23 protein-coding genes are annotated in these 19,172 nt (G+C 46.3%); 19 read left to right on the forward strand and 4 right to left on the reverse strand.

Features of this window, described 5'->3' with window-relative positions; all coding sequences use genetic code 11:
- Positions 1-45 precede the first annotated feature (45 nt).
- The 6 genes from KNO73_RS03425 to hfq all read left to right on the forward strand — a co-directional run bounded on the left by KNO73_RS03425 (position 46) and on the right by hfq (position 3,740).
- Complete coding sequence (locus KNO73_RS03425; protein WP_215112039.1) at positions 46-906, forward strand: PPK2 family polyphosphate kinase; 861 nt, start codon at positions 46-48, stop codon at positions 904-906.
- Positions 907-1,010: 104 nt separating this feature from the next.
- Positions 1,011-1,610, forward strand: a complete 600-nt coding sequence (locus KNO73_RS03430) for an AmiS/UreI family transporter (RefSeq protein ID WP_240499815.1) — start codon at positions 1,011-1,013, stop codon at positions 1,608-1,610.
- Positions 1,611-1,711: 101 nt separating this feature from the next.
- On the forward strand, positions 1,712-2,005 hold the full coding sequence (locus KNO73_RS14965) for a hypothetical protein (RefSeq protein WP_251024833.1): 294 nt from the start codon (positions 1,712-1,714) through the stop codon (positions 2,003-2,005).
- Between the two features lie 5 nt (positions 2,006-2,010).
- On the forward strand, positions 2,011-2,247 hold the full coding sequence (locus KNO73_RS14970) for a hypothetical protein (RefSeq protein ID WP_251024834.1): 237 nt from the start codon (positions 2,011-2,013) through the stop codon (positions 2,245-2,247).
- A 281-nt stretch (positions 2,248-2,528) separates the two neighbouring features.
- Entirely contained in the window at positions 2,529-3,464 is a 936-nt protein-coding gene (gene miaA, locus KNO73_RS03440; RefSeq protein ID WP_078146817.1) for a tRNA (adenosine(37)-N6)-dimethylallyltransferase MiaA, read from the forward strand.
- Between the two features lie 27 nt (positions 3,465-3,491).
- Positions 3,492-3,740 (forward strand): RNA chaperone Hfq, encoded by a 249-nt coding sequence (gene hfq / locus KNO73_RS03445; RefSeq protein WP_012726185.1) that lies wholly within the window; start codon positions 3,492-3,494, stop codon positions 3,738-3,740.
- A gap of 38 nt (positions 3,741-3,778) precedes the next feature.
- Here hfq and KNO73_RS03450 read toward each other — a convergent pair whose 3' ends face one another.
- On the reverse strand, positions 3,779-4,291 hold the full coding sequence (locus tag KNO73_RS03450; RefSeq protein WP_012726186.1) for a hypothetical protein: 513 nt from the start codon (positions 4,289-4,291) through the stop codon (positions 3,779-3,781).
- A 155-nt stretch (positions 4,292-4,446) separates the two neighbouring features.
- Between KNO73_RS03450 and KNO73_RS03455 the strand changes: the two genes are divergently transcribed.
- The 6 genes from KNO73_RS03455 (at position 4,447) to KNO73_RS03480 (ending at position 10,906) form a co-directional block, all read left to right on the forward strand.
- Complete coding sequence (locus KNO73_RS03455) at positions 4,447-5,625, forward strand: HD domain-containing protein (RefSeq protein WP_215112040.1); 1,179 nt, start codon at positions 4,447-4,449, stop codon at positions 5,623-5,625.
- Between the two features lie 15 nt (positions 5,626-5,640).
- Positions 5,641-6,591 carry a CobW family GTP-binding protein gene (locus KNO73_RS03460; RefSeq protein WP_214684384.1) on the forward strand — a complete coding sequence of 317 codons (951 nt, stop codon included), beginning with the start codon at positions 5,641-5,643 and terminating at the stop codon, positions 6,589-6,591.
- Entirely contained in the window at positions 6,572-7,354 is a 783-nt protein-coding gene (locus KNO73_RS03465; protein WP_078146820.1) for a 5'-3' exonuclease, read from the forward strand. Before KNO73_RS03460 ends, KNO73_RS03465 begins: the two co-directional genes overlap by 20 nt.
- Complete coding sequence (locus KNO73_RS03470; protein ID WP_078146821.1) at positions 7,335-7,727, forward strand: reverse transcriptase-like protein; 393 nt, start codon at positions 7,335-7,337, stop codon at positions 7,725-7,727. Before KNO73_RS03465 ends, KNO73_RS03470 begins: the two co-directional genes overlap by 20 nt.
- A 119-nt stretch (positions 7,728-7,846) precedes the next feature.
- A complete protein-coding gene (gene fumC / locus KNO73_RS03475) occupies positions 7,847-9,247 on the forward strand; it encodes a class II fumarate hydratase (RefSeq protein ID WP_215112041.1) in 1,401 nt (466 codons plus the stop codon).
- Positions 9,248-9,415: 168 nt separating this feature from the next.
- Positions 9,416-10,906 (forward strand): GGDEF domain-containing protein, encoded by a 1,491-nt coding sequence (locus tag KNO73_RS03480; protein ID WP_078146823.1) that lies wholly within the window; start codon positions 9,416-9,418, stop codon positions 10,904-10,906.
- 10 nt (positions 10,907-10,916) lie between these two features.
- Here KNO73_RS03480 and KNO73_RS03485 read toward each other — a convergent pair whose 3' ends face one another.
- Positions 10,917-11,405, reverse strand: a complete 489-nt coding sequence (locus KNO73_RS03485; RefSeq protein ID WP_078146824.1) for a dihydrofolate reductase — start codon at positions 11,403-11,405, stop codon at positions 10,917-10,919.
- Complete coding sequence (locus KNO73_RS03490; protein WP_215112042.1) at positions 11,402-12,196, reverse strand: thymidylate synthase; 795 nt, start codon at positions 12,194-12,196, stop codon at positions 11,402-11,404. The genes KNO73_RS03485 and KNO73_RS03490 overlap by 4 nt, the downstream gene beginning before the upstream one ends.
- Before the next feature lie 178 nt (positions 12,197-12,374).
- Between KNO73_RS03490 and KNO73_RS03495 the strand changes: the two genes are divergently transcribed.
- The 3 genes from KNO73_RS03495 to KNO73_RS03505 all read left to right on the forward strand — a co-directional run bounded on the left by KNO73_RS03495 (position 12,375) and on the right by KNO73_RS03505 (position 14,849).
- Complete coding sequence (locus tag KNO73_RS03495) at positions 12,375-12,899, forward strand: type 1 glutamine amidotransferase domain-containing protein (RefSeq protein ID WP_074037100.1); 525 nt, start codon at positions 12,375-12,377, stop codon at positions 12,897-12,899.
- 26 nt (positions 12,900-12,925) lie between these two features.
- The gene (locus tag KNO73_RS03500) at positions 12,926-13,660 is read left to right on the forward strand and encodes a Bax inhibitor-1/YccA family protein (RefSeq protein ID WP_078146826.1); all 735 of its coding nucleotides are present in this window, start codon (positions 12,926-12,928) and stop codon (positions 13,658-13,660) included.
- 79 nt (positions 13,661-13,739) lie between these two features.
- The gene (locus KNO73_RS03505) at positions 13,740-14,849 is read left to right on the forward strand and encodes an NAD(P)/FAD-dependent oxidoreductase (RefSeq protein ID WP_078147925.1); all 1,110 of its coding nucleotides are present in this window, start codon (positions 13,740-13,742) and stop codon (positions 14,847-14,849) included.
- Positions 14,850-14,886: 37 nt separating this feature from the next.
- Here the strand turns inward: KNO73_RS03505 and KNO73_RS03510 are convergent, their stop codons facing one another.
- Positions 14,887-15,486 (reverse strand): TetR/AcrR family transcriptional regulator, encoded by a 600-nt coding sequence (locus KNO73_RS03510; protein WP_251024835.1) that lies wholly within the window; start codon positions 15,484-15,486, stop codon positions 14,887-14,889.
- 85 nt (positions 15,487-15,571) lie between these two features.
- On the opposite strand from KNO73_RS03510, the gene KNO73_RS03515 reads away from it, so the two are divergent.
- The 4 genes from KNO73_RS03515 to KNO73_RS03530 all read left to right on the forward strand — a co-directional run bounded on the left by KNO73_RS03515 (position 15,572) and on the right by KNO73_RS03530 (position 18,987).
- The gene (locus tag KNO73_RS03515; protein ID WP_214684377.1) at positions 15,572-16,444 is read left to right on the forward strand and encodes an ABC transporter ATP-binding protein; all 873 of its coding nucleotides are present in this window, start codon (positions 15,572-15,574) and stop codon (positions 16,442-16,444) included.
- A gap of 1 nt (position 16,445) precedes the next feature.
- On the forward strand, positions 16,446-17,240 hold the full coding sequence (locus KNO73_RS03520) for an ABC transporter permease subunit (RefSeq protein ID WP_078146829.1): 795 nt from the start codon (positions 16,446-16,448) through the stop codon (positions 17,238-17,240).
- Between the two features lie 65 nt (positions 17,241-17,305).
- Positions 17,306-18,118: an aldo/keto reductase gene (locus KNO73_RS03525; protein WP_078146830.1), complete on the forward strand. Its 813-nt coding sequence runs from the start codon at positions 17,306-17,308 to the stop codon at positions 18,116-18,118.
- A 116-nt stretch (positions 18,119-18,234) separates the two neighbouring features.
- The gene (locus KNO73_RS03530; protein ID WP_078146831.1) at positions 18,235-18,987 is read left to right on the forward strand and encodes a tryptophan-rich sensory protein; all 753 of its coding nucleotides are present in this window, start codon (positions 18,235-18,237) and stop codon (positions 18,985-18,987) included.
- Positions 18,988-19,172 lie beyond the last annotated feature (185 nt).

The following is a 19,172-nucleotide window of genomic DNA, read 5'->3' on the forward strand; positions in this document are numbered from 1 at the left end:
TTTGGGTAAATCAAGGTTGAACGTCGAGCGAAAAGGAGAACGAGTATGAACACGAAGGAATTTATTGTGTCACCGAACAGCAAGATTCAATTAGATGATATTCCAACGACTGTTTCAGACAAACCGGAGGATGACACCTTGACGACTGAACTCATTCCGAACAGTGTCGAGCGATTGAAAGAACTACATTGGCGATTATATGCCGAGAGTAAGAAAGGGATTATCGTCGTCTTGCAGGCGCTTGATGCGGGTGGAAAAGATGAGGCGATCAGCTATATCTTTTCAAATTTGAACGCCCAAGGACTGAAGACGAATGCGTTTCAAAAACCTTCCGATACGGAGAAAAAGCACGACTATCTGTGGCGAATGCATGATTTGTTACCAGAAAGAGGACAGGTCGGAATTTTAAACCGATCCCATTACGAAGAGGTCATTGCGCCTCGTGTCCATGATTTGTTGGGGGACGAAGTACTTCCGGAGGAAATGGACCAGGAAGAGGTCTGGCAGATGCGATATCGTCAAATCAACGATTATGAACGCTATTTACAGGAAAACGGATTCGAAGTCATCAAGTTCTTTTTCAATGTATCTAAAGATAAACAACGAGACCGTTTGCTTGAACGATTAAAGGATCCGAAAAAGAATTGGGAATTCTCCTTCAGTGACATCGAAGAGCGGCAGCATTGGGAAGAATATCAAGGAATCTTTGCCGAGATGTTGTCGCACACATCAACGGAAGTCTCACCCTGGTATGTGTTGCCGGCAGATGATGAGTGGTATAGTCGTTTTATTATTTCGTCAGTCATGATTGAAGTTCTTGAACGGATTGATCCACAGTATCCGACTTTCACGGATGAGGAACAAGAGCGAATTGACGAGGCCATCCAAACCCTTGAGAACGAGTAAGGCGTGGCGTTCTCGTGAACACTTAAAAATCCCCTTGCACTGAAAGCGAATTCAAGCTAAAGTGATACAGTAGATTAAAGGTCAGACATCTGTACAAAGGGGTAATGAGTGTGGGTAATGTAAGTTTACTATTCGGTGGCGTCGCACTGTTTTTAAATAGTCTCGTTCTTCTCGGGAAAGTGGATAGCAAGAGCGCAGGATTTTTTAGTTTGTTTACGGGACTCTTACAAACGTTTATCGCCACATGGTTATTGATTGGGGCGAGTCCAGAAGAGCAATTCGGTCTTGCGAGTATCTATCTATTTGCGTTCACTTATTTATATGTAGGGGTGACGTTTATTTTGAATTTAGACGGACGTGGCGTTGGCTGGTTCTCATTATTCGTTTCGATTGCAGCTGCTTTTTATGGCGCAATGGCGATTGCAGAAAGTGATCCGATGGGGGCATTGACGTGGTTCTTCTGGTCATTCCTTTGGGCGTTGTTCTTCTTTGGAATGGGACTCGGGAAACCGAACGAGACCATCACAGCACGTGTCGCCCTCGTATTATCATGGTTGACGCTGATTGTCCCGGCGATGGTTGGGATGGCTGGACTGATGAACGGATGGTATGACATGGTTTGGTGGGCGGCGAGCGGTACGGCAATCCTGTACTTCATCGTTTCTGTCAAACGTACGAAACAGACGATTGAAATTGCTTCATGATGAATTGAAAATGATTCGAGGTCATCGAGCGCGATCAAGTCGTGCCTGACGACCTTTTTTTATTGAACGATGAAAGATCGATATATACTATACTTAGAAAAATGAAAATGAAAGATACGGTACGAATGTCGTTAATTTCAAAAAGTGGGGTTGAGTTGATGATTGCACTTGAAACGTTTAAAAGTAGACTCGTCAATAATCAGATTGAAATACAAAATGAAGAGGGATATGTAGACACGTTACACTTTCTATTCAGTGAGCCTGCGATGGAAGTTGAAATTAAGCGATTGAAGCAAATAATCCCAATCGACATTATTCACTTCTTGAAGACCCATAACGGCGCTGACCTGTTTGTTCACCCGACATACGGTGGAGGAATCCGACTTTTAGTGTAGATGAAATGATCGAGTATCGGGAAATATGGGAGTGTCCTGAACAATTCATTCCCGTCGGAGCCGGGAGAGATGGGGAATGGATTGTTTGCGAGGTCGTCAATGAACATGAAAACTACATTTGGGTTGGAGAATTTTTGACTTACACAGATGACACCGAAAAACTTCCGATGGATTATACACGCTGGTTCGACTATTTGATTGTCGCCCAAGGCGCTCATTTTTGGGATTGGTTCAGAGGTTAATAGATGACGATTGAATATTTGTTTTGAATGATGATGATGATGGAATGCGCACTTTTTGTTGAGTGTGCTTTTTTACAGTTGCTTTTGTGTCTAAAATGTGAAAAGTGGGAATGAGGAAGCTAAAGGAGGCGAAAGCAGATGAGTGATGGTCTCGTGTTATTACTCGGATTACTTTTATGTGGTTGGATGCTGTTTGCCGTCGTATTTGATGATAGAATAAAAAGAAGAATTTGATGGCCCGTCTCGCGAGGAGACGGGTTTTTAATTGAGGAGTGAGAAGTATGAAAAAAACACCTGTCGTCGTCATCGTCGGTCCGACCGCTGTTGGCAAAACGAAGACGGGCATCGAACTCGCAAAAGCGTTCGACGGCGAGATCGTCTCGGGTGACTCGGTTCAAGTATACCGGGGCATGGACATCGGTTCAGCAAAAGTGACGAAAGAAGAGGCCGAAGGGATCCCGCATCATTTGATCGATATTTGTGACCCGGATGATGCCATGAGTGTCGCAGCTTTTCAACAGTTGGCTCGTGCCGCCATCGATGATATTTATGCCCGTGGCAAATTACCGATTATTGTCGGAGGAACAGGATTATACATTCGCTCGATTTTATATGACTATGAATTCGTGGAGCGACCTGTGGATGAGGCGTTGCGGGCTGATCTCGAACGGTTGGCAGAAGTCGAAGGACGTGAGGCGTTACATCAAAGATTAGTTCAACTTGACCCAGAGCGTGCGGCTACGATTCACCCGAATAATGTCCGTCGCGTCGTGCGGGCGCTCGAGGTAGCGATGCAAGGGGATACACAGACGACGGACAGTGCGCCATCCGAACATTATGATTATCGATTGTTCGTCCTCCACGCAGATCGTGAGATATTATACGACCGAATCAATCAACGCGTCGATGCGATGATGGAAGCAGGACTGGTCGAGGAAGTCGAACGACTTTTGGCACAAGGATATCGTGAGACGCAGGCGATGCGAGCCATCGGGTATAAAGAAGTGATTCCATTCATCGATGGAAACATCTCGAAAGAGAAAGCGACAGATTTGCTTAAGCAGCACACAAGACAGTTCGCAAAACGGCAATTAACTTGGTTCCGTCATCAATTTGATGGAATTTGGGTGGATATGGGTCGAAAATCATTTGAACTATCATATAAAAATATTTATGATGATGTAGAGGGGTTTTTTCGAAAATTCCGATTATTTTAAAGAGATAAAGACTAGGGGGAATCCAGCATGAAAGCGAGCTACAACATCCAAGACCATTTTTTGAATCAACTTCGAAAAGAAATGGTACCAACGACCGTATTTTTAGTGAGCGGGTTTCAAATTCGAGGTGTCATCAAGTCATTTGATAACTTTACCGTCATCGTCGAGTCAGAAGGTCGTCAACAATTGATCTATAAACATGCGATTTCGACATTCTCTCCGGCACGTAACGTGACGTTATATGAGCCGGATGCAGTTGAAGTAACAGAAGGATGAGCATAAGAAAAGGAGCGGCCCGGGGACCGCTCCTTTTCTTATGCTGTTTTTGTCGTTCCCGGTTGTTTAATTGCCTCAAGAACGCGTTGGATGGCGCATCCACCGAGGAGTGAATCCATTTGACCACAAATCTGAGTCGGCGTCGAACGGTGTAACAATGTGTATGTCCGCTTCCAAGCGCGCTCTGCCGATTGAATTCGGACGAGAAGATCGGCGTGGCTCAGTTCTTTTAGCTTATCAATATTGAGTCGGTTCGTTCGAGCGAACGCAGACAAGATGACTGCTTTCGCTAGCGGTGTCTGAAGTGGGTAACCAGAAAGCTCAAGCGCCGCCATGGCCCCTTTCATCTCATGTTCGACAATTTTGTCGAGTGATGCATCTTTAGCATAAGGATTACCGGACAGATGCGTGAGTGACTGTTCTAAGTCCTGCATGCCCACCGGACAAGTTGACGCTTGTAGAATATGTTCAATGGATTGTTGTTCTTGTGCATAACGTGTCGCTTCCCCCGAGGCGATGAAACGCTCATACGTATCGATTAATGAAATCATTCTCGTTTCCCCCTTTATCGAACTACTTTTATCGTATCAATAATCGTAAGCGCTTTCAATATAATGATGGCAAAATCGAGACCCTACTAGAAAGTATGTTCGCCTAATGAGCGGAAACACGATACAATGTCAGAAGATGCGAGGAGGGAATGATTATGAACTATTATCAACAAATTGATCCAGTCATCGGTTCATCAATGAACCGTGATCGATTTCAAATACCGCAAATAGAAAAATCAAAGGACCGTTTAGACCAGTTAGCCGATGGGACCCCTGTCCAAACAAAAGCGCTCGTCAGTACAGTCGAGGTTAGAGAAGGAAAGAATGGTGCGAAATGGCTTCAACTAAGTATCACGACGGCGAACGGGATGATGCGTGCCAAACATTGGCTACGTGGAAATGAGAGTGAACTACTTCCAATCTATGAATCGGGTGTCATCGAATTGTCCGGGAAAATCGATGTCTATCCAAAACCGGATGGCGCCAAATCGATTACGATTGACCGCGTCCATCCTATCTCAAAAGATGAGGCAATCTCGTTATTACCAGGCTTGCCAGGGGATGAGACGATGGAGCAGTTTGCGGATGAATTGTTCAGTTTGATTGATACGTTGTCACCGACCTATCAACAGATCGCCTGCGGCCTCCTTGATTTCGTTTGGGATGATTTCGTACTATCGCCAGCGGCACTCTACCACCATCATAACTATGCGGGAGGTCTATTGAAGCATACCGTGTGTATGCTTCGTCTCGGCTATCGGATTCAAGAGCAAGATGACTATTTGGCGATGGTGTTTCGTGTTATCAAAGAAGCGGAGCAGTTGCACAAAGTCGACCTTTGGAATACGATGAACGGTGTTAAAATCGAACAGGCATATAAAGGAACGTTTGAATCGCTGTATGCCGCCTGTGAAGCGATGGCCGAGCGGAAAGAACCGTTGAATTGGGATGAACTCGCACTTGGAATCCTCTTCCACGACATCGGAAAAATATATGAATACAGTCATCTGTTATCTAGTCCGAATCGTTTTGAGAAGTTATCTTCTGTTGAGGGCACAAGTGAAACGACCGGCATCTCCATCAACCCGATGGGCACACTAATCGGGCATATGCCATACGGTGGGCTATTGTTTGAAGAAACGTTACGCCAGACGTCGACGCGACTGCCATTGGATGTCCACCATCGAATCTGGCACATGATTTTATCACATCATGGGAAACGTGAGTGGGGATCGAGTGTCCTCCCGATGACGACGGAGGCTTGGATGCTTCACTTGATTGATTTATTGGATGCGCGTTATGAGAAATGGGCTCGCGCGCACGAAGATTTGTAAGAAAAGGGTGGTATCATGATTCCCGTACAATTAGTGACCGGGTTTTTAGGAGCAGGCAAGACAACGTATATGAACCGCTTACTCGCGGCGACGGATGAAAAGATTTGTCTGATCGTCAACGAGCTCGGCGCGATAAATATCGATGAACAATTGATCGTCAAGATGGACCAAGAGCAAATCGAACTCTCAAACGGATGTATTTGCTGTTCCATCCAAAATGATTTGAGTAAGACGTTCTATCAACTCGCGGCAAAGCAAGAAACATTCAACCGAGTCATCATCGAGACGACCGGTGTCGCCGACCCCGCACCAATCATTCAGACGATTTATTATGACGAGTACTTACGTCAACACTTTAAAATGAACGCCATCTTGACGGTTGTGGATGCCAGTCAAATGGACCGTGAACTGTTCAAAGAAGGGATTCATCAAATCGCTTATGCCGATCTCATTTTGTTAAATAAAACCGATTTAGTGTCGTCGGATGAACTCGATCAAGCACGCCGCCGAATCGAACAACTCAATCCGACGGTTAGGATTGTAGAGACGATTCAAACAGAAGGCGATTACGAATTACTTGAGAATACGTTCCAACTGTCACGTGTCGATGAACAGAAGTTGAGTCAACTGACAGAGACGAGTGAATCGGTCTCCTCCCTTCGTGCGATCACGTTGAGTGCCGAGCGTCCGTTGTCTCGGGAGCGCGTGACCCGTTACGTTCGTGAAGTCTTGATGCACTACGAAGATGCGATGTATCGGATGAAGGCGATTGTCCGCTTACAGGATGAGGAGTGCAAGTTTGTCATTCAAGCGACGAATCAGTTGATGGGCGCGACATTTGCAAATGAGATGCATGAAGGGGACCGTTCCGTATTTGTTTGGATTGGGAAGGAACTAGACCAAGATGCACTAGCACGGGGATTAAAAGCATGTGAGGTGGAGCAAGATGAAGCTTATTCTAGTTGACGGCTTTAATTTGTTGTCCCGTTATTATTTTGCGACGGAGCGAAGACGAGCACAAGATCCGGAAGTGACTGTGAAAGGATTACTTCGAAAGGTGGATTCCTGGACGACAGACTTTTCCCATATCGCTTTCTTTTGGGACGGGACACGAGAGTCTACCCACCGCTATGCGATGTATCCTGAATATAAAGCAACGCGTAATGGACTCCCGGAACCACTTTTCGAAGACTATTTGAAATTGAGAGCCGCTTTGGATGAACGAGGCATCTTACAATCCGAGTTGACTGGATATGAAGCGGATGATTTGATGGGCGCCGTCGCGACAGCGTTCCCGGGTGAATCATATCTCTATTCCTCGGACCGCGATTTACTTCAGTTGTTGTCTCCGAACGTGTTTCAAATCATGCCGAAAAAAGGTGAGGAGCAGCTCGTCAATGAAGCTTCTTTTGAATTGATGTATGGCGTGAAACCATATCAGTTTGTCGACGTGAAGGCATTGCAGGGAGACTCTTCGGATAACATCCCAGGTGTACGTGGCATCGGTCCGAAGACGGCGACGATTTTAATTCAGCATTACGATACGATTGAGACGCTTTATATGCATGTTCAAAATGAAACACTCGAAGCGCCCCATCAAAAATATGCAAAAAAACTAGACGGTCATGAAGAAATCGCGCTCTTGTCGAAACGACTGTCACAGATTGATATCCATGCTCCTGTCAATACAGATTGGGAGGCGTACCGGTTTGGTTCACATCTATTTTGACGCGGCCACCAATCAGACGACTGGAGATAATGGAATCGGTGTGTGGATCAAGTCTTCCGACGGTACCGTATCGACGTTTAAACGTCGCATGCAAGGATTGACAAGCGTTCATGCGGAATTGGCTGCATGTGCTTATGCACTGGAACAAGCGCATGCATTAAAAGGTGAAACCTCATTCATGCTGTATTCCGACGCCGAAGTGATTGTTCGCGCACTAGAGCAACGTTTCATGAAAGATGCTTCGGCGAAGCCTCTGTTTCTGAAAGCACTGATTGCCTACGATGAATTGCCGACCGTGTTCTTAAAATGGGTCCCACGAGCGGATAATCGAGCGGACGTGATTGCACGCGACGCATTGAATGGAATGAATTAAGCGACCGAGATCATTTCTGGTCGCTTTTTTGACGGAGTCCTTTTTTGACGGAGTCATTTCTTTTTAGATGGTTTTTCGCTAAAATGAAAGCGTAGTCAACTATAGAGGGGGAATTATACATGGATTATCGGATCGAACGGGACACAATGGGGGAAATTAAAGTTCCAGCTACGGCGAAATGGGGAGCACAAACGCAACGTAGTCTTGAAAACTTTAAAATTGGTGCGGAGAAGATGCCGCTTGAAATCGTATACGCATTTGCCATTTTGAAAAAAGGTGCAGCTTTAGCAAACGCTGAACTCGGTGTACTCGAGGAAGAGAAAGCAGCGATCATCGCAGAGGTGGCAGATGAGATTTTAGCAGGGCAGCATGACGCGGAATTCCCGCTTGTCGTCTGGCAGACAGGATCGGGCACGCAGTCAAACATGAACGTCAACGAGGTCATTGCGTATCTTGCGAACGAAAAGTTACAGGCTCGTGGAGCATCTATCACGATTCATCCGAATGATGATGTCAACAAATCGCAAAGCTCGAATGATACGTATCCGACCGCGATGCACATCGCCGCCATCCTTTCCGTACAAGATGATGTCCTTCCAGCAATCGACTCGCTTTATCAAACCCTTTCACAAAAAGCGGAGGCGTTTAAGGATATCGTCAAAATTGGTCGGACGCACCTTCAAGACGCGACGCCGGTCACACTCGGTCAAGAAATTAGTGGGTGGGTCCGGATGCTTGAATTGTCAAAACAGATGATCGAGCGCACGATTGAACCACTTACGGAGCTTGCACTTGGAGGAACGGCTGTCGGAACAGGGATCAACGCACACCCTGAGTTCGGTGAAGTTGTAGCGAAAAAAATCTCAGATGAGACGGGCAAACCGTTTGTAACAGCCGTCAACAAGTTCCACGCCCTTACAAGTCACGATCAACTCGTCTTCACGCATGGTGCATTAAAAGCCTTAGCGATGGACGCGATGAAGATTGCGAACGATGTGCGATGGTTGGCTTCTGGACCACGTGCAGGAATCGGAGAAATCACCATTCCGGAGAACGAACCAGGAAGTTCAATCATGCCGGCGAAAGTTAACCCGACTCAAAGTGAGGCGCTCACAATGGTTGCCGCACAAGTACTCGGAAATGATGCGACAATCGGTTTCGGGGCGAGTCAAGGGAACTTTGAATTGAACGTCTTCAAACCAGTCATCATGTATAATTTCCTACAGACTTGTCGTCTATTGACGGACAGCTTACATTCGTTCAATGATCATTGCGCTGTCGGAATCGAACCAAATCATGAAGTGATCTCACGTAATGTGGAACAGTCACTCATGCTCGTTACAGCACTTAACCCGCATATTGGCTACGAAAATGCGGCAAAAATTGCGAAATTGGCACATAAAAACGGTACTTCTTTGAAAGAAGCAGCCTTAGAAACTGGTTTATTAACGGAAGAGCAATTTGATCAATGGATTCGTCCGGAGGAAATGACGTCACCAAACTTAAAAGTGAAAAAATAACACAAAGCGGTCGCAAGACCGCTTTTAGTATGTCTTTTTTAGGGCGTAGGTCCTAGTTATATGTAAAACAACAGAAAATAAATAAGGAAATAGTTGTATTTTATCCTGAGAAGTCGCATAATCGAAACATAAGAGAATTCGGGGAGTACGAACATAGGGGGGACGGGAATGGAGCAAGGTCAACTCACTGAGCGTATACATATGATTTTGAAAAAGATATCGGAGTCGAGACAAATTCCAAAAAGCGATATCGAGTTTCTACTCGATTGGATGAAGAAGGAAGTTCGGCAACGACGGTTGATGCATTTGTTAGAAATCTTTAGTCGTGTCGAGTCTGACGCGAAGGAGTTGCCAAGCGTCCTTACACAAGCGGAAGCTTTGACCTTGATCTCTCCTGTGAAACGTTATATCCATACCGTCTTGGGGATTGAACAAGAGGACGAAGATCTCGTCCTTATCTTATCCGCAAGCTTTTCCACATTTAGCCGTTACAAGTCGCGCGTTGAAAAGCTCGGGGCACGTCCGGTATTTTTGCAGACCCTTGAAGAAGCCGTGGAATACGATTATGAGGATGTGCCAAAAGCCATCATTATGGACGTTGAATTATGGCCACAATTTAAAGAGCGAGATATCCAATCGTTCGTTAGCAAAATGAGAAAACTCTACGTTCCCCTCATTGTCATCGGAACGAATGAACACTATCGTCTTGCTGCCTATTCATATGGATTCGACGATTATTGGGAATCGTGGGTGCCGATGGAGGAACGATTGGTGCGTCTCGGGCTACATATTGAAAAATCCCGTCTCGTATCAAAAGCGTTACTCGTGGATGAATTAACGGGTGCTTTCAACCGTAAGTATTTAAAGGCGACCTTTTCTCGGTTCATCTCAAGATTGGAGCGGTCTGGTGAGAGTTTTGCCGTTGCACTGCTCGATATCGATCACTTTAAACAATTGAACGATACGTTCGGTCACTCGTATGGGGATGATGTGCTTCATCGTGTTTCTGAAGAAATCCGTCATGCCATTCGCTCTAGTGATGAGCTCATCCGATACGGAGGCGAAGAATTTTTGATCCTCTTGAACGTTTCAGACCGTGCAATCGTCGAATCGGTACTTGAGCGAGTCAGAACTCGCATCGAAGAGATGGAGTTTCCATACGATCATCAGGTGACGGTGTCGATTGGATACACCCGAGTCTGCCAGACTGGCTATACACTTGGAGAGTGGTGTGCCTACGCAGATGAGGCGCTGTATAAGGCGAAACGAGATGGTCGAAATCGTGTCGTCCGATACACTTCTGCTGTTCGTGAGGAGAAGCGAATCGCCTATGTGACGATGTCTGCCAATACCTATACATCGCTTGCTGATCGACTCCCCAAAGAGCATCGCCGATATGAAGTCGTATACCGTCCTTACGAGGCGTATTCTTGTAATGACAATATCGAGATGTTCGTCTTGGATGATGCGCGTGCGCAAGAAGCGAAAGGGACGTTGTCTGCTGTGAAAGAGCAACGAGGCAAATATAGTCACATTCTTGCTGTATCGAAACGAACGGCGTCTGAACTCGGAGCGATCTATGACGATTATGCGGATGGAGAACAAGACGAGGTCATCACGAGAAAAATTGAACAGTGGCTGGAAAAATTGCCAGACTAAAAAACAGACATCATGATGCGATGTCTGTTTTGTCGTATTGTTTGAATGAAAAGGCATATGCATGTGTTTCGTCTTGCGGGTGGTCGATTGTACTCGTAATTGACCATTCCCCAATCCGTTCGGGGTAATACGTATCGGCCTCGAACGATGCAGCGACCTCCGTTGCATAGATCCGGCTCGTCATCGGCATCGTCTGTTCATATAACGTGGCCCCACCGATGACAAACCATTCCTCCTGTTGACTCATTTCGACGAGACGTTCTAAATCATGCCACACTTCGACTTGATCGGCTGAAAAGGAAACATCAGATGTGACGACGATGTTGCGTCGGTTCGGCAACGCTTTACCGATGGACTCAAACGTCTTTCTTCCCATGACGACCGTGCCACCAGACGTGATAGATTTAAAGTGTTTCAAGTCATCTGGCAATCGCCATAATAAATCATTGTCTTTCCCGATTTCCCGATTCTGCCCATATGCGACGACGTGTGAAATCATACGCTCACTTCTCCTTTAATATGTGGATGTGGATCATATCCTAGAATTTCGAAGTCTTCAAAACGGAATGATTCGATTGAAGGGACGTCTCGGACAATGTTGAGTTGGGGTAGCGGACGTGGGTCACGCGACAACTGAAGTTCCACTTGTTCGAGATGGTTGTGGTAGATGTGTGCATCACCAAGGGTATGGACAAAGTCGCCGACTTCGAGTCCGGTCACGTGTGCGACCATGTGCGTCAAAAGTGCATACGATGCGATGTTGAATGGAACACCTAAAAAGGTGTCGGCGCTTCGTTGATATAACTGGCACGAGAGCTTCCCGTCAGCGACATAGAATTGGAACAATAGATGACATGGCGGGAGGGCCATCTCGTCAAGCTGTCCTGGGTTCCATGCCGACACGATCAACCGTCTCGAATCTGGATTCGTTTTGATTTGTTCAATCACTTGAGCCAGTTGATCGACGGACGAGCCGTCCGGGCGTGGGAATGAACGCCACTGTGAACCGTACACCGGACCCAGATTACCTTCCTCGTCTGCCCATTCATTCCAAATACGGACCCCGTTTTCTTGAAGGTATCGGACGTTTGTCTCTCCTGAGATGAACCATAATAGTTCGTGAATGATGGAACGAATATGTAATTTTTTCGTCGTAATCAGGGGGAACCCTTCTTGCAGATTGAAACGCATTTGGTAACCAAATACACTCGTTGTCCCGGTCCCGGTCCGGTCTTCCTTTACGACACCTTGGTCGAGGATGTGTCGACATAAGTCATGATATTGCTTCATAGGTGATGTGCCTCCTTCTCATTCTTCTACCACTAAAGGTATCAATTGTAGGGAGGAAACACAAGATATAGTGGTAAGAATCATCCACAATCAATATCCTGGAAAAACAATCATGATTCTTCGTTTTCGTGACTGTCGCTTTCGGGTATAATGGGGAATGAATAAAAGGAGGGGTTTGATGAAACTACAAGGGAAGAAAGTCCTTCAACTTGTCAGTAATGACTTCGAGGATTTAGAGCTTTGGTACCCGGTGCATCGCCTTCGTGAAGAGGGAGCGCACGTGATCCTCGCTGGGGAGAAGGCCGATCACGCATATATCGGTAAATACGGTGTGCCAGCAAAATCTGACGTGGCGTTTGATGATGTGGACATTACATCGTTCGATGCGATCCTCGTGCCAGGCGGATGGTCTCCTGACTTATTGCGCCGTTTCGATTCGGTGAAAGGATTCGTCCGTTATATGGATGAACAAAAACGACCAATCGGTCAAATCTGTCACGCCGGTTGGGTGTTGATTTCTGCGAACATTCTAGACGGGGTGAACGTGACGAGCACGCCTGGAATCAAAGATGACATGGAAAATGCGGGAGCGATTTGGCATGATGAGCCGGTCGTCGTCGACGGACATATCGTCTCAAGTCGTCGTCCGCCAGACTTACCAGATTATATGCGCGCGTTCATCGACGTGTTCGCAAAACAGTAACTGAACCATAAAGGAGCTATTCAACGTTGAACTTAAAATCGAATCCATTACTTCGTAAATCAATGCAGTCCTCAGCTTACAGTGCCGAACCGATGACGAAAGCGGGAACATGGTCTAAAGTGTTCACCTTGCTTTTACTCGTGACAGCGGCAGCCGGTACGACATGGCTTGTCGTTCCGACAATCGGAGAAGGGCTCTTGTTCCCGCTCATGATCGGGTCACTCATCCTCGGCTTTATCTTTGCTTTGCTCATCACGTTTAAACCAAATACGGCTCCGATCGTCGCACCCCTATACGGGATGATCGAAGGTGTCTTCGTCGGATCGATTTCGTATTTCTTTGAAGCGATGGTCCCTGGTATTGTGGGACGTGCCGTATTAACGACGTTTGTCGTCGCCTTTGCGATGTGGTTTGTCTATACGACAGGGCTTGTCAAAGTGACACAGAAGTTTAAAGCCGGTGTCATGGCAGCCATGTTCACAGTCATGTTGTTATATCTTGTGCAACTCGTTATGAGTTTGTTCGGTTCAGGCTTGGCATTCATGACCGGTTCAAGCCCACTTGCGATCGGTGTTCAATTCGTGATTGTCATCGTCGCTTCACTCGCTCTCGTCTTAGATTTCGACTTCATCGCAAGTCAAGTCGAAGCTCGGGCTCCGAAACAGTTGGAATGGGTCGCGGCATTCGGATTAATCGTCACGCTCGTGTGGCTCTACATCGAGTTGTTAGATTTACTTTATCGTCTAGCGATGAGAGAATAAGAATCAATCATCGATCCGTTGGGTCGATGATTTTTTTACGAAAGGATGTGTCCATCTGTCTGAGCAAGACAGATTTATGATGAAGAAAATAGTGATTATCGGGTCAGGGATCGTCGGTGTTTCGGCTGCCTATCATTTAGCTGGTAAAGCGGATGTAACGGTCATTGACCGGAAAGAAGAAGGAAGAGCAACGGATGCCGCGGCTGGAATCGTATGTCCGTGGATTGCGCAGCGACGCAACAAAGCTTGGTATGCACTGGCGAAAGGCGGAGCAAGCTATTATCCTAAGGTCGTCAAAGAGCTGGAGGCTGAAGGGGAGACGGACACCGGATACAAACGTGTCGGGACGCTTGCGCTCCATGAAGAAACAAAGCTTGACCAGATGATGGAGCGAACTTTGCTTCGTCGAGAAGAAGCGCCAGAAATCGGTGAACTCGAACGATTGACTGCAGCAGAGGCACAACATCGTTTCCCACCGTTATCCGATGAATACGATGCACTCTTCGTGACAGGAGGGGCTAGAGTCGACGGCGGTCGCTTTCGCGCTGCACTTGAGAGAGTCGCTATCAAGCGTGGCGTCACATTTGTCAACGGTTCAGCACGGTTGACGAGCGGAGATGAGATTGGTGTGGAGTGTGACGGAGTGAGATATGAAGCGGATGAAATCATCCTTGCGACGGGTGCTTGGTTACCGGAGCTGTTACAGCCTCTTGGATATACGGTACGAGTCGAAGGGGAAAAGGCCCAGCTCGTCCACGTCCAGTTGAAGGATACAGATGCATCTGACTGGCCGGTCGTCATGCCGCCACGACGCCGCTATTTACTCGGATTTGACGACGGGAAAGTGGTCATCGGTTCGACACATGAGAAAGGAAAAGCGTTCGACGTTCGTCCGACTGCAATCGGTGTACACGAAGTACTGACGAAAGGTTTGGAGTCGGCACCTGGACTTGCTGAGGCAGAACTCGTTGAGACGAAAGTCGGCTTCCGTCCGGTTACACCGAATTCAATTCCCGTACTCGGAAGGGTGCCTGGGGCAGAAAAACTGTTGGTCGCGAACGGTCTGGGATCATCCGGTTTGACGGTCGGCCCGTTCATCGGAAAAGTGTTGAGTGACCTCGTTCTGACAGGAGACGCGGAAGTGGATCTATCGCTCTATCCAATTGAAGACTTTATCTATCACACATAAAAAAGGTGACTGTCTGCTTGCTTGAGACAGTCACCTTTTACCGTTTCATGACCCCATTCAAAAAGAAATGAAAGTAGACGTCCATCGTTTCCTTCATATTCTCGATTGAAAACTGAGGATCGGACAGGATAGCCTGTTGCATGAATTGTACATAGCGTAAATAAGAAGAAGTGGATAACGTCGAATCGATTGACCCTTGGGCCTTCCCGTATTCAATCAACCGGGCGAAAGCAGTATATCCTCGAGTCGCAAGCTGTTCCCAGTTCGGGTCTTGTTGAATAATTGCTGTGATGGTCTCGTCAAAGAGAACCGCCGTCTGGATTTTTCGTTTTAGGATCTCGACGAGTAACGCATCGAAGGGAGCGTTCGACTCAATCGCCTGTTCAATCCAACTCATCTGCTCTTCTGTCATTTGCTTTAAGATTTCCACGATGACCTGGTCTTTTGAACCGAAGTAATTATAGATGGATACAGGGGATACATGCGCTCGTTTCGCTAGTTCACTGATTTTAAATCGGGATTGCTTCTCTGTCATCAAGTCATAAGCGGCACGTAAGATCGCTTGTTGTTTTTCTTCGGTGCGTTTCGCAAATCCATCCATTGATCGAAGCGCTCCTTTCTCTAGTTTTGTAATCAATATACCATTTCCATTTCAAAAAAGAACGTGATATACTAGTTTTGTAATAATATTGTTAAGATATTACAAAAAAGGAGGGGTCGAGATGATTCGGATTCAGCGATTGACGAAACGATTTGATGATACACATGGCATTTTTGATGTATCCCTTCATGTGACACCAGGAACAATCTTCGGATTCATCGGACCGAACGGCGCTGGGAAATCCACAACGATTCGACATTTGATGGGTCTGTTGAAGCCGAGTGAAGGCAAGGCGACTATCAACGGATTCGATTGTTGGCAGGAGACGGAGCAAGTGAAGCAGAGCGTCGGCTATTTGCCGGGAGAAATTAATTATCCCCAAAACATGACAGGGGAAGAAATCATTCGATTGACGCGCCATCTGCACAAAACGAATCCGGATCGTGAACGGCAATTACGTGAACGGTTTTCATTCGATGAGGCGACGAAAGTACGGAAGATGTCAAAAGGGATGAAGCAAAAGCTTGCTATCATCACCTGCTTCATGAAAGATGTGCCCGTCTATATTTTGGATGAACCGACGAGCGGATTAGACCCGCTCATGCAAGAGCGTCTAGTCGATTGGTTAATTGAAGAAAAGCAATTAGGGAAAGCGATTCTCATGAGTTCTCATCATTTCCCTGAGATGGAGCGGACGTGCGACCGTGCCGCGTTGATTAAAGATGGACGCATCATCATCGAAGAGGATATGGAACAATTACGACAACATAGCGTGAAACGGTATCGAATCGAATTTTCAACGGAAGCGGAAGCCGTTCGATTCGCGGCCGATTCTGGTGAACGGGACGGCATGCATGTCGAGGTCACCATCTCCACACCATCAGAGTTGAACCATCTCATTCGAACGTTGGCGGATTTCCAGATTCAATCATTGTCAAGCGGTACAGACGAGCTCGAACATTTGTTCATGCAGTATTACGGGGAGGCGACATGACATGTTAATTCGCTCCATGTTGAAACAGAATCGCAGTTGGATTCTTGGATATTCAATCGGGACCAGCGTATATCTCTTTTTCTTAGCCGCCATCTTCCCATCTATTCAAGAAACAGGCTTAATTGAGGCGAAATTAGAATCGTTGCCACCTGAGCTTCTCGACGTCTTCCAAATCAACGCGTCGATGGCGATGGACAACGTTCTCAATCTATTGTCGAGCAACTATTATGGGTTGATTTTCTACGTGCTCGCGGTTTTATTCGCATTGACTTTCGCCTCGAAACTCTTGGCCAAACCGGTCGATTCTGGAGAAATCATGTTGTATATGGCAGCACCGATTTCTCGGGTCACGTATGTGATGTCAAGCTTCGTTGTGTTGATTGTGGCAGTCGGGCTATTTGTCGGTCTGAATGGATTGAGTTTAATGGTAGCGGACCTTCTGTTCGATTTACAAATCGATTATGCGGTTCTGTGGATGCTTCAATTGAATGGGGCGCTCATGTTGCTCGTCCTAGGCGTGGCCGCTTATGTGATTGCGAGTCTATTCGATGATAGTAGTAAATCCTATATGGTGACGGGCGGGATATTCACGTTCTTTCTCGTGATGAATATCATCCAAGGAGTGAGCGATCAATTCGATTGGATGTCAAACCTCTCATTCTTCTCTCTCTTTGACGCAGGTGCCATCATGCGTGAGGAGTATTGGGGCATCCATTTCATCTGGTTACTCGGTCTCTTGACTATCTTTTCAGCACTCTCGTTCTTCCGATTCACCCGAAAAGATTTGACGATTTAGTTTTCCGAAATAAATTGTCGGGTATGATACAATCATCTCGTTAGAATGAAAAGGGGATGAATGAGATGCTTTACGCTACATTACGAAATAAGGTCGAAATTCCGATGATCGGCTTTGGGGTCTGGAAGGTCGATAATGAAACCGAGGCGCCAGCTGCTGTCGTTGAAGCGATCAAAACAGGCTATCGTCACATCGATACGGCTGCAATCTATAAAAATGAAGAGGGCGTTGCGAAGGGAATTCATCTCTCAGGTGTAGACCGCTCTGAATTGTTCATCACGTCGAAGATTTGGAATGATGACATTCGTGAAGGCAAAACGAAAGAGGCATTCGAAGACTCGTTAAAACGACTCCAGACAGATTATTTGGACCTTTGTCTGTTGCATTGGCCGGTTGATGGGTTCGTCGATGCGTGGAAAGATCTCATCGATTTATATGAAGCCGGAAAAATCAAAGCAATCGGTGTATCCAACTTTAAAGAACACCATTTAGAAACATTGAAAGAAGCCGGTCTGATGGCGCCACTCATCAATCAGGTTGAACTTCATCCACAACTCCCGCAACCTGATTTGTTGGATTACTGCCAAGATGAAGGGATTCAGATCGAGGCGTGGAGTCCACTCATGCAAGGTAAGTTTTTAGACATCCCTGCTTTTTCTGAAATTGCAGAAAAACATGGGAAGACACCGGCTCAGATTGTGCTCCGTTGGCACCTTGAATCCGGTCATGTCGCGCTACCGAAATCGGTGACACCACATCGAATCCGTGAGAACTTTGATGTTTTCGACTTCTCACTCGATGCGGACGATTTGGCGAAGATCGATCAAGTGGCGACAGGAGAACGTCTCGGACCAGATCCAGACGAAATCGACTTTTAATGGAGAAGGGGTTCGCATATGCGAGCCCCTTTGTACGTGTAGAGTCACATGGATGCGGGTATTTAATATTATGTTACAAAAGGAGGTGTTTGATCTTCATTTAGAAGATCGTGCTTATGGACTTATCAAAATGGCCGATTGTAAACTGGGTTGCTTTTTTAGCGACCGTCGTCATCAACTATTTCGCGAGCGGCGACAACGCGGCGGTTTCGGACCGCATCGATATCTACTTTAAGCCGGCAGGGTACGCCTTCTCGATTTGGGGTGTCATCTATGTCGCGTTACTTGTCTGGCTGGTGCTCCAGTTGAAGAAAGGGACGACGGCGAATCGTCAAGCCGAGCGGATGAAAGCCGGATTTTTAGTCTCTTGCGTGCTGAATGGTTTATGGCTATTGGCATTCACGAACGAATGGTTCGTCGTCTCACTTGTCATCATGGTGTTGTTCCTGGCTACGCTGTGCTGGTTGTATTATATCGCTTTTCGGACGTCTACGAGCTGGCTCGATCGGTTCCCGTTCTCCATCTACATCGGCTGGGTATCAGTCGCGACCATCGTCAACACGTTCGTTGTGATGAAGACGGAACAGATCACGTCGCTGTTAGGTCTTGATGAACTCGCCTGGACCTCTCTTATGCTGATGGTCGGTGTGATTCTTGCCCTTCTCTTTATGTGGTGGCATCATGATTTCATCTATCCACTCGTATTCGTCTGGGCATATATCGGAATATTTGCGAGAATCGAAGAAGGCACACTCTATGTTGTGATTGTCAGCGCCCTCGCATTGCTTGCGATTGGGTATATCGGATTGATTTTGTGGAAACGTCCGAAATCGTTTTTACATCATCCGCGTAAAACAGTAGAACAATAATCAAGAAAAGGGTATCTTCAGGATATCCTTTTTTTATGTTCTGAAGAACCTATAAATAAATAATATTTATGGATATTTATTCTTTATTGAACATAACTAAAAACGATAAATCCATTGATAACAGTCATGTATACGCTTTCAATATGACTAAATGAGATTTCTATTATGCAAAAATGCATGCAACT

This window comes from Exiguobacterium sp. s83, assembly GCF_018617095.1.
In the GTDB taxonomy this organism is placed as follows: domain Bacteria; phylum Bacillota; class Bacilli; order Exiguobacteriales; family Exiguobacteriaceae; genus Exiguobacterium; species Exiguobacterium profundum.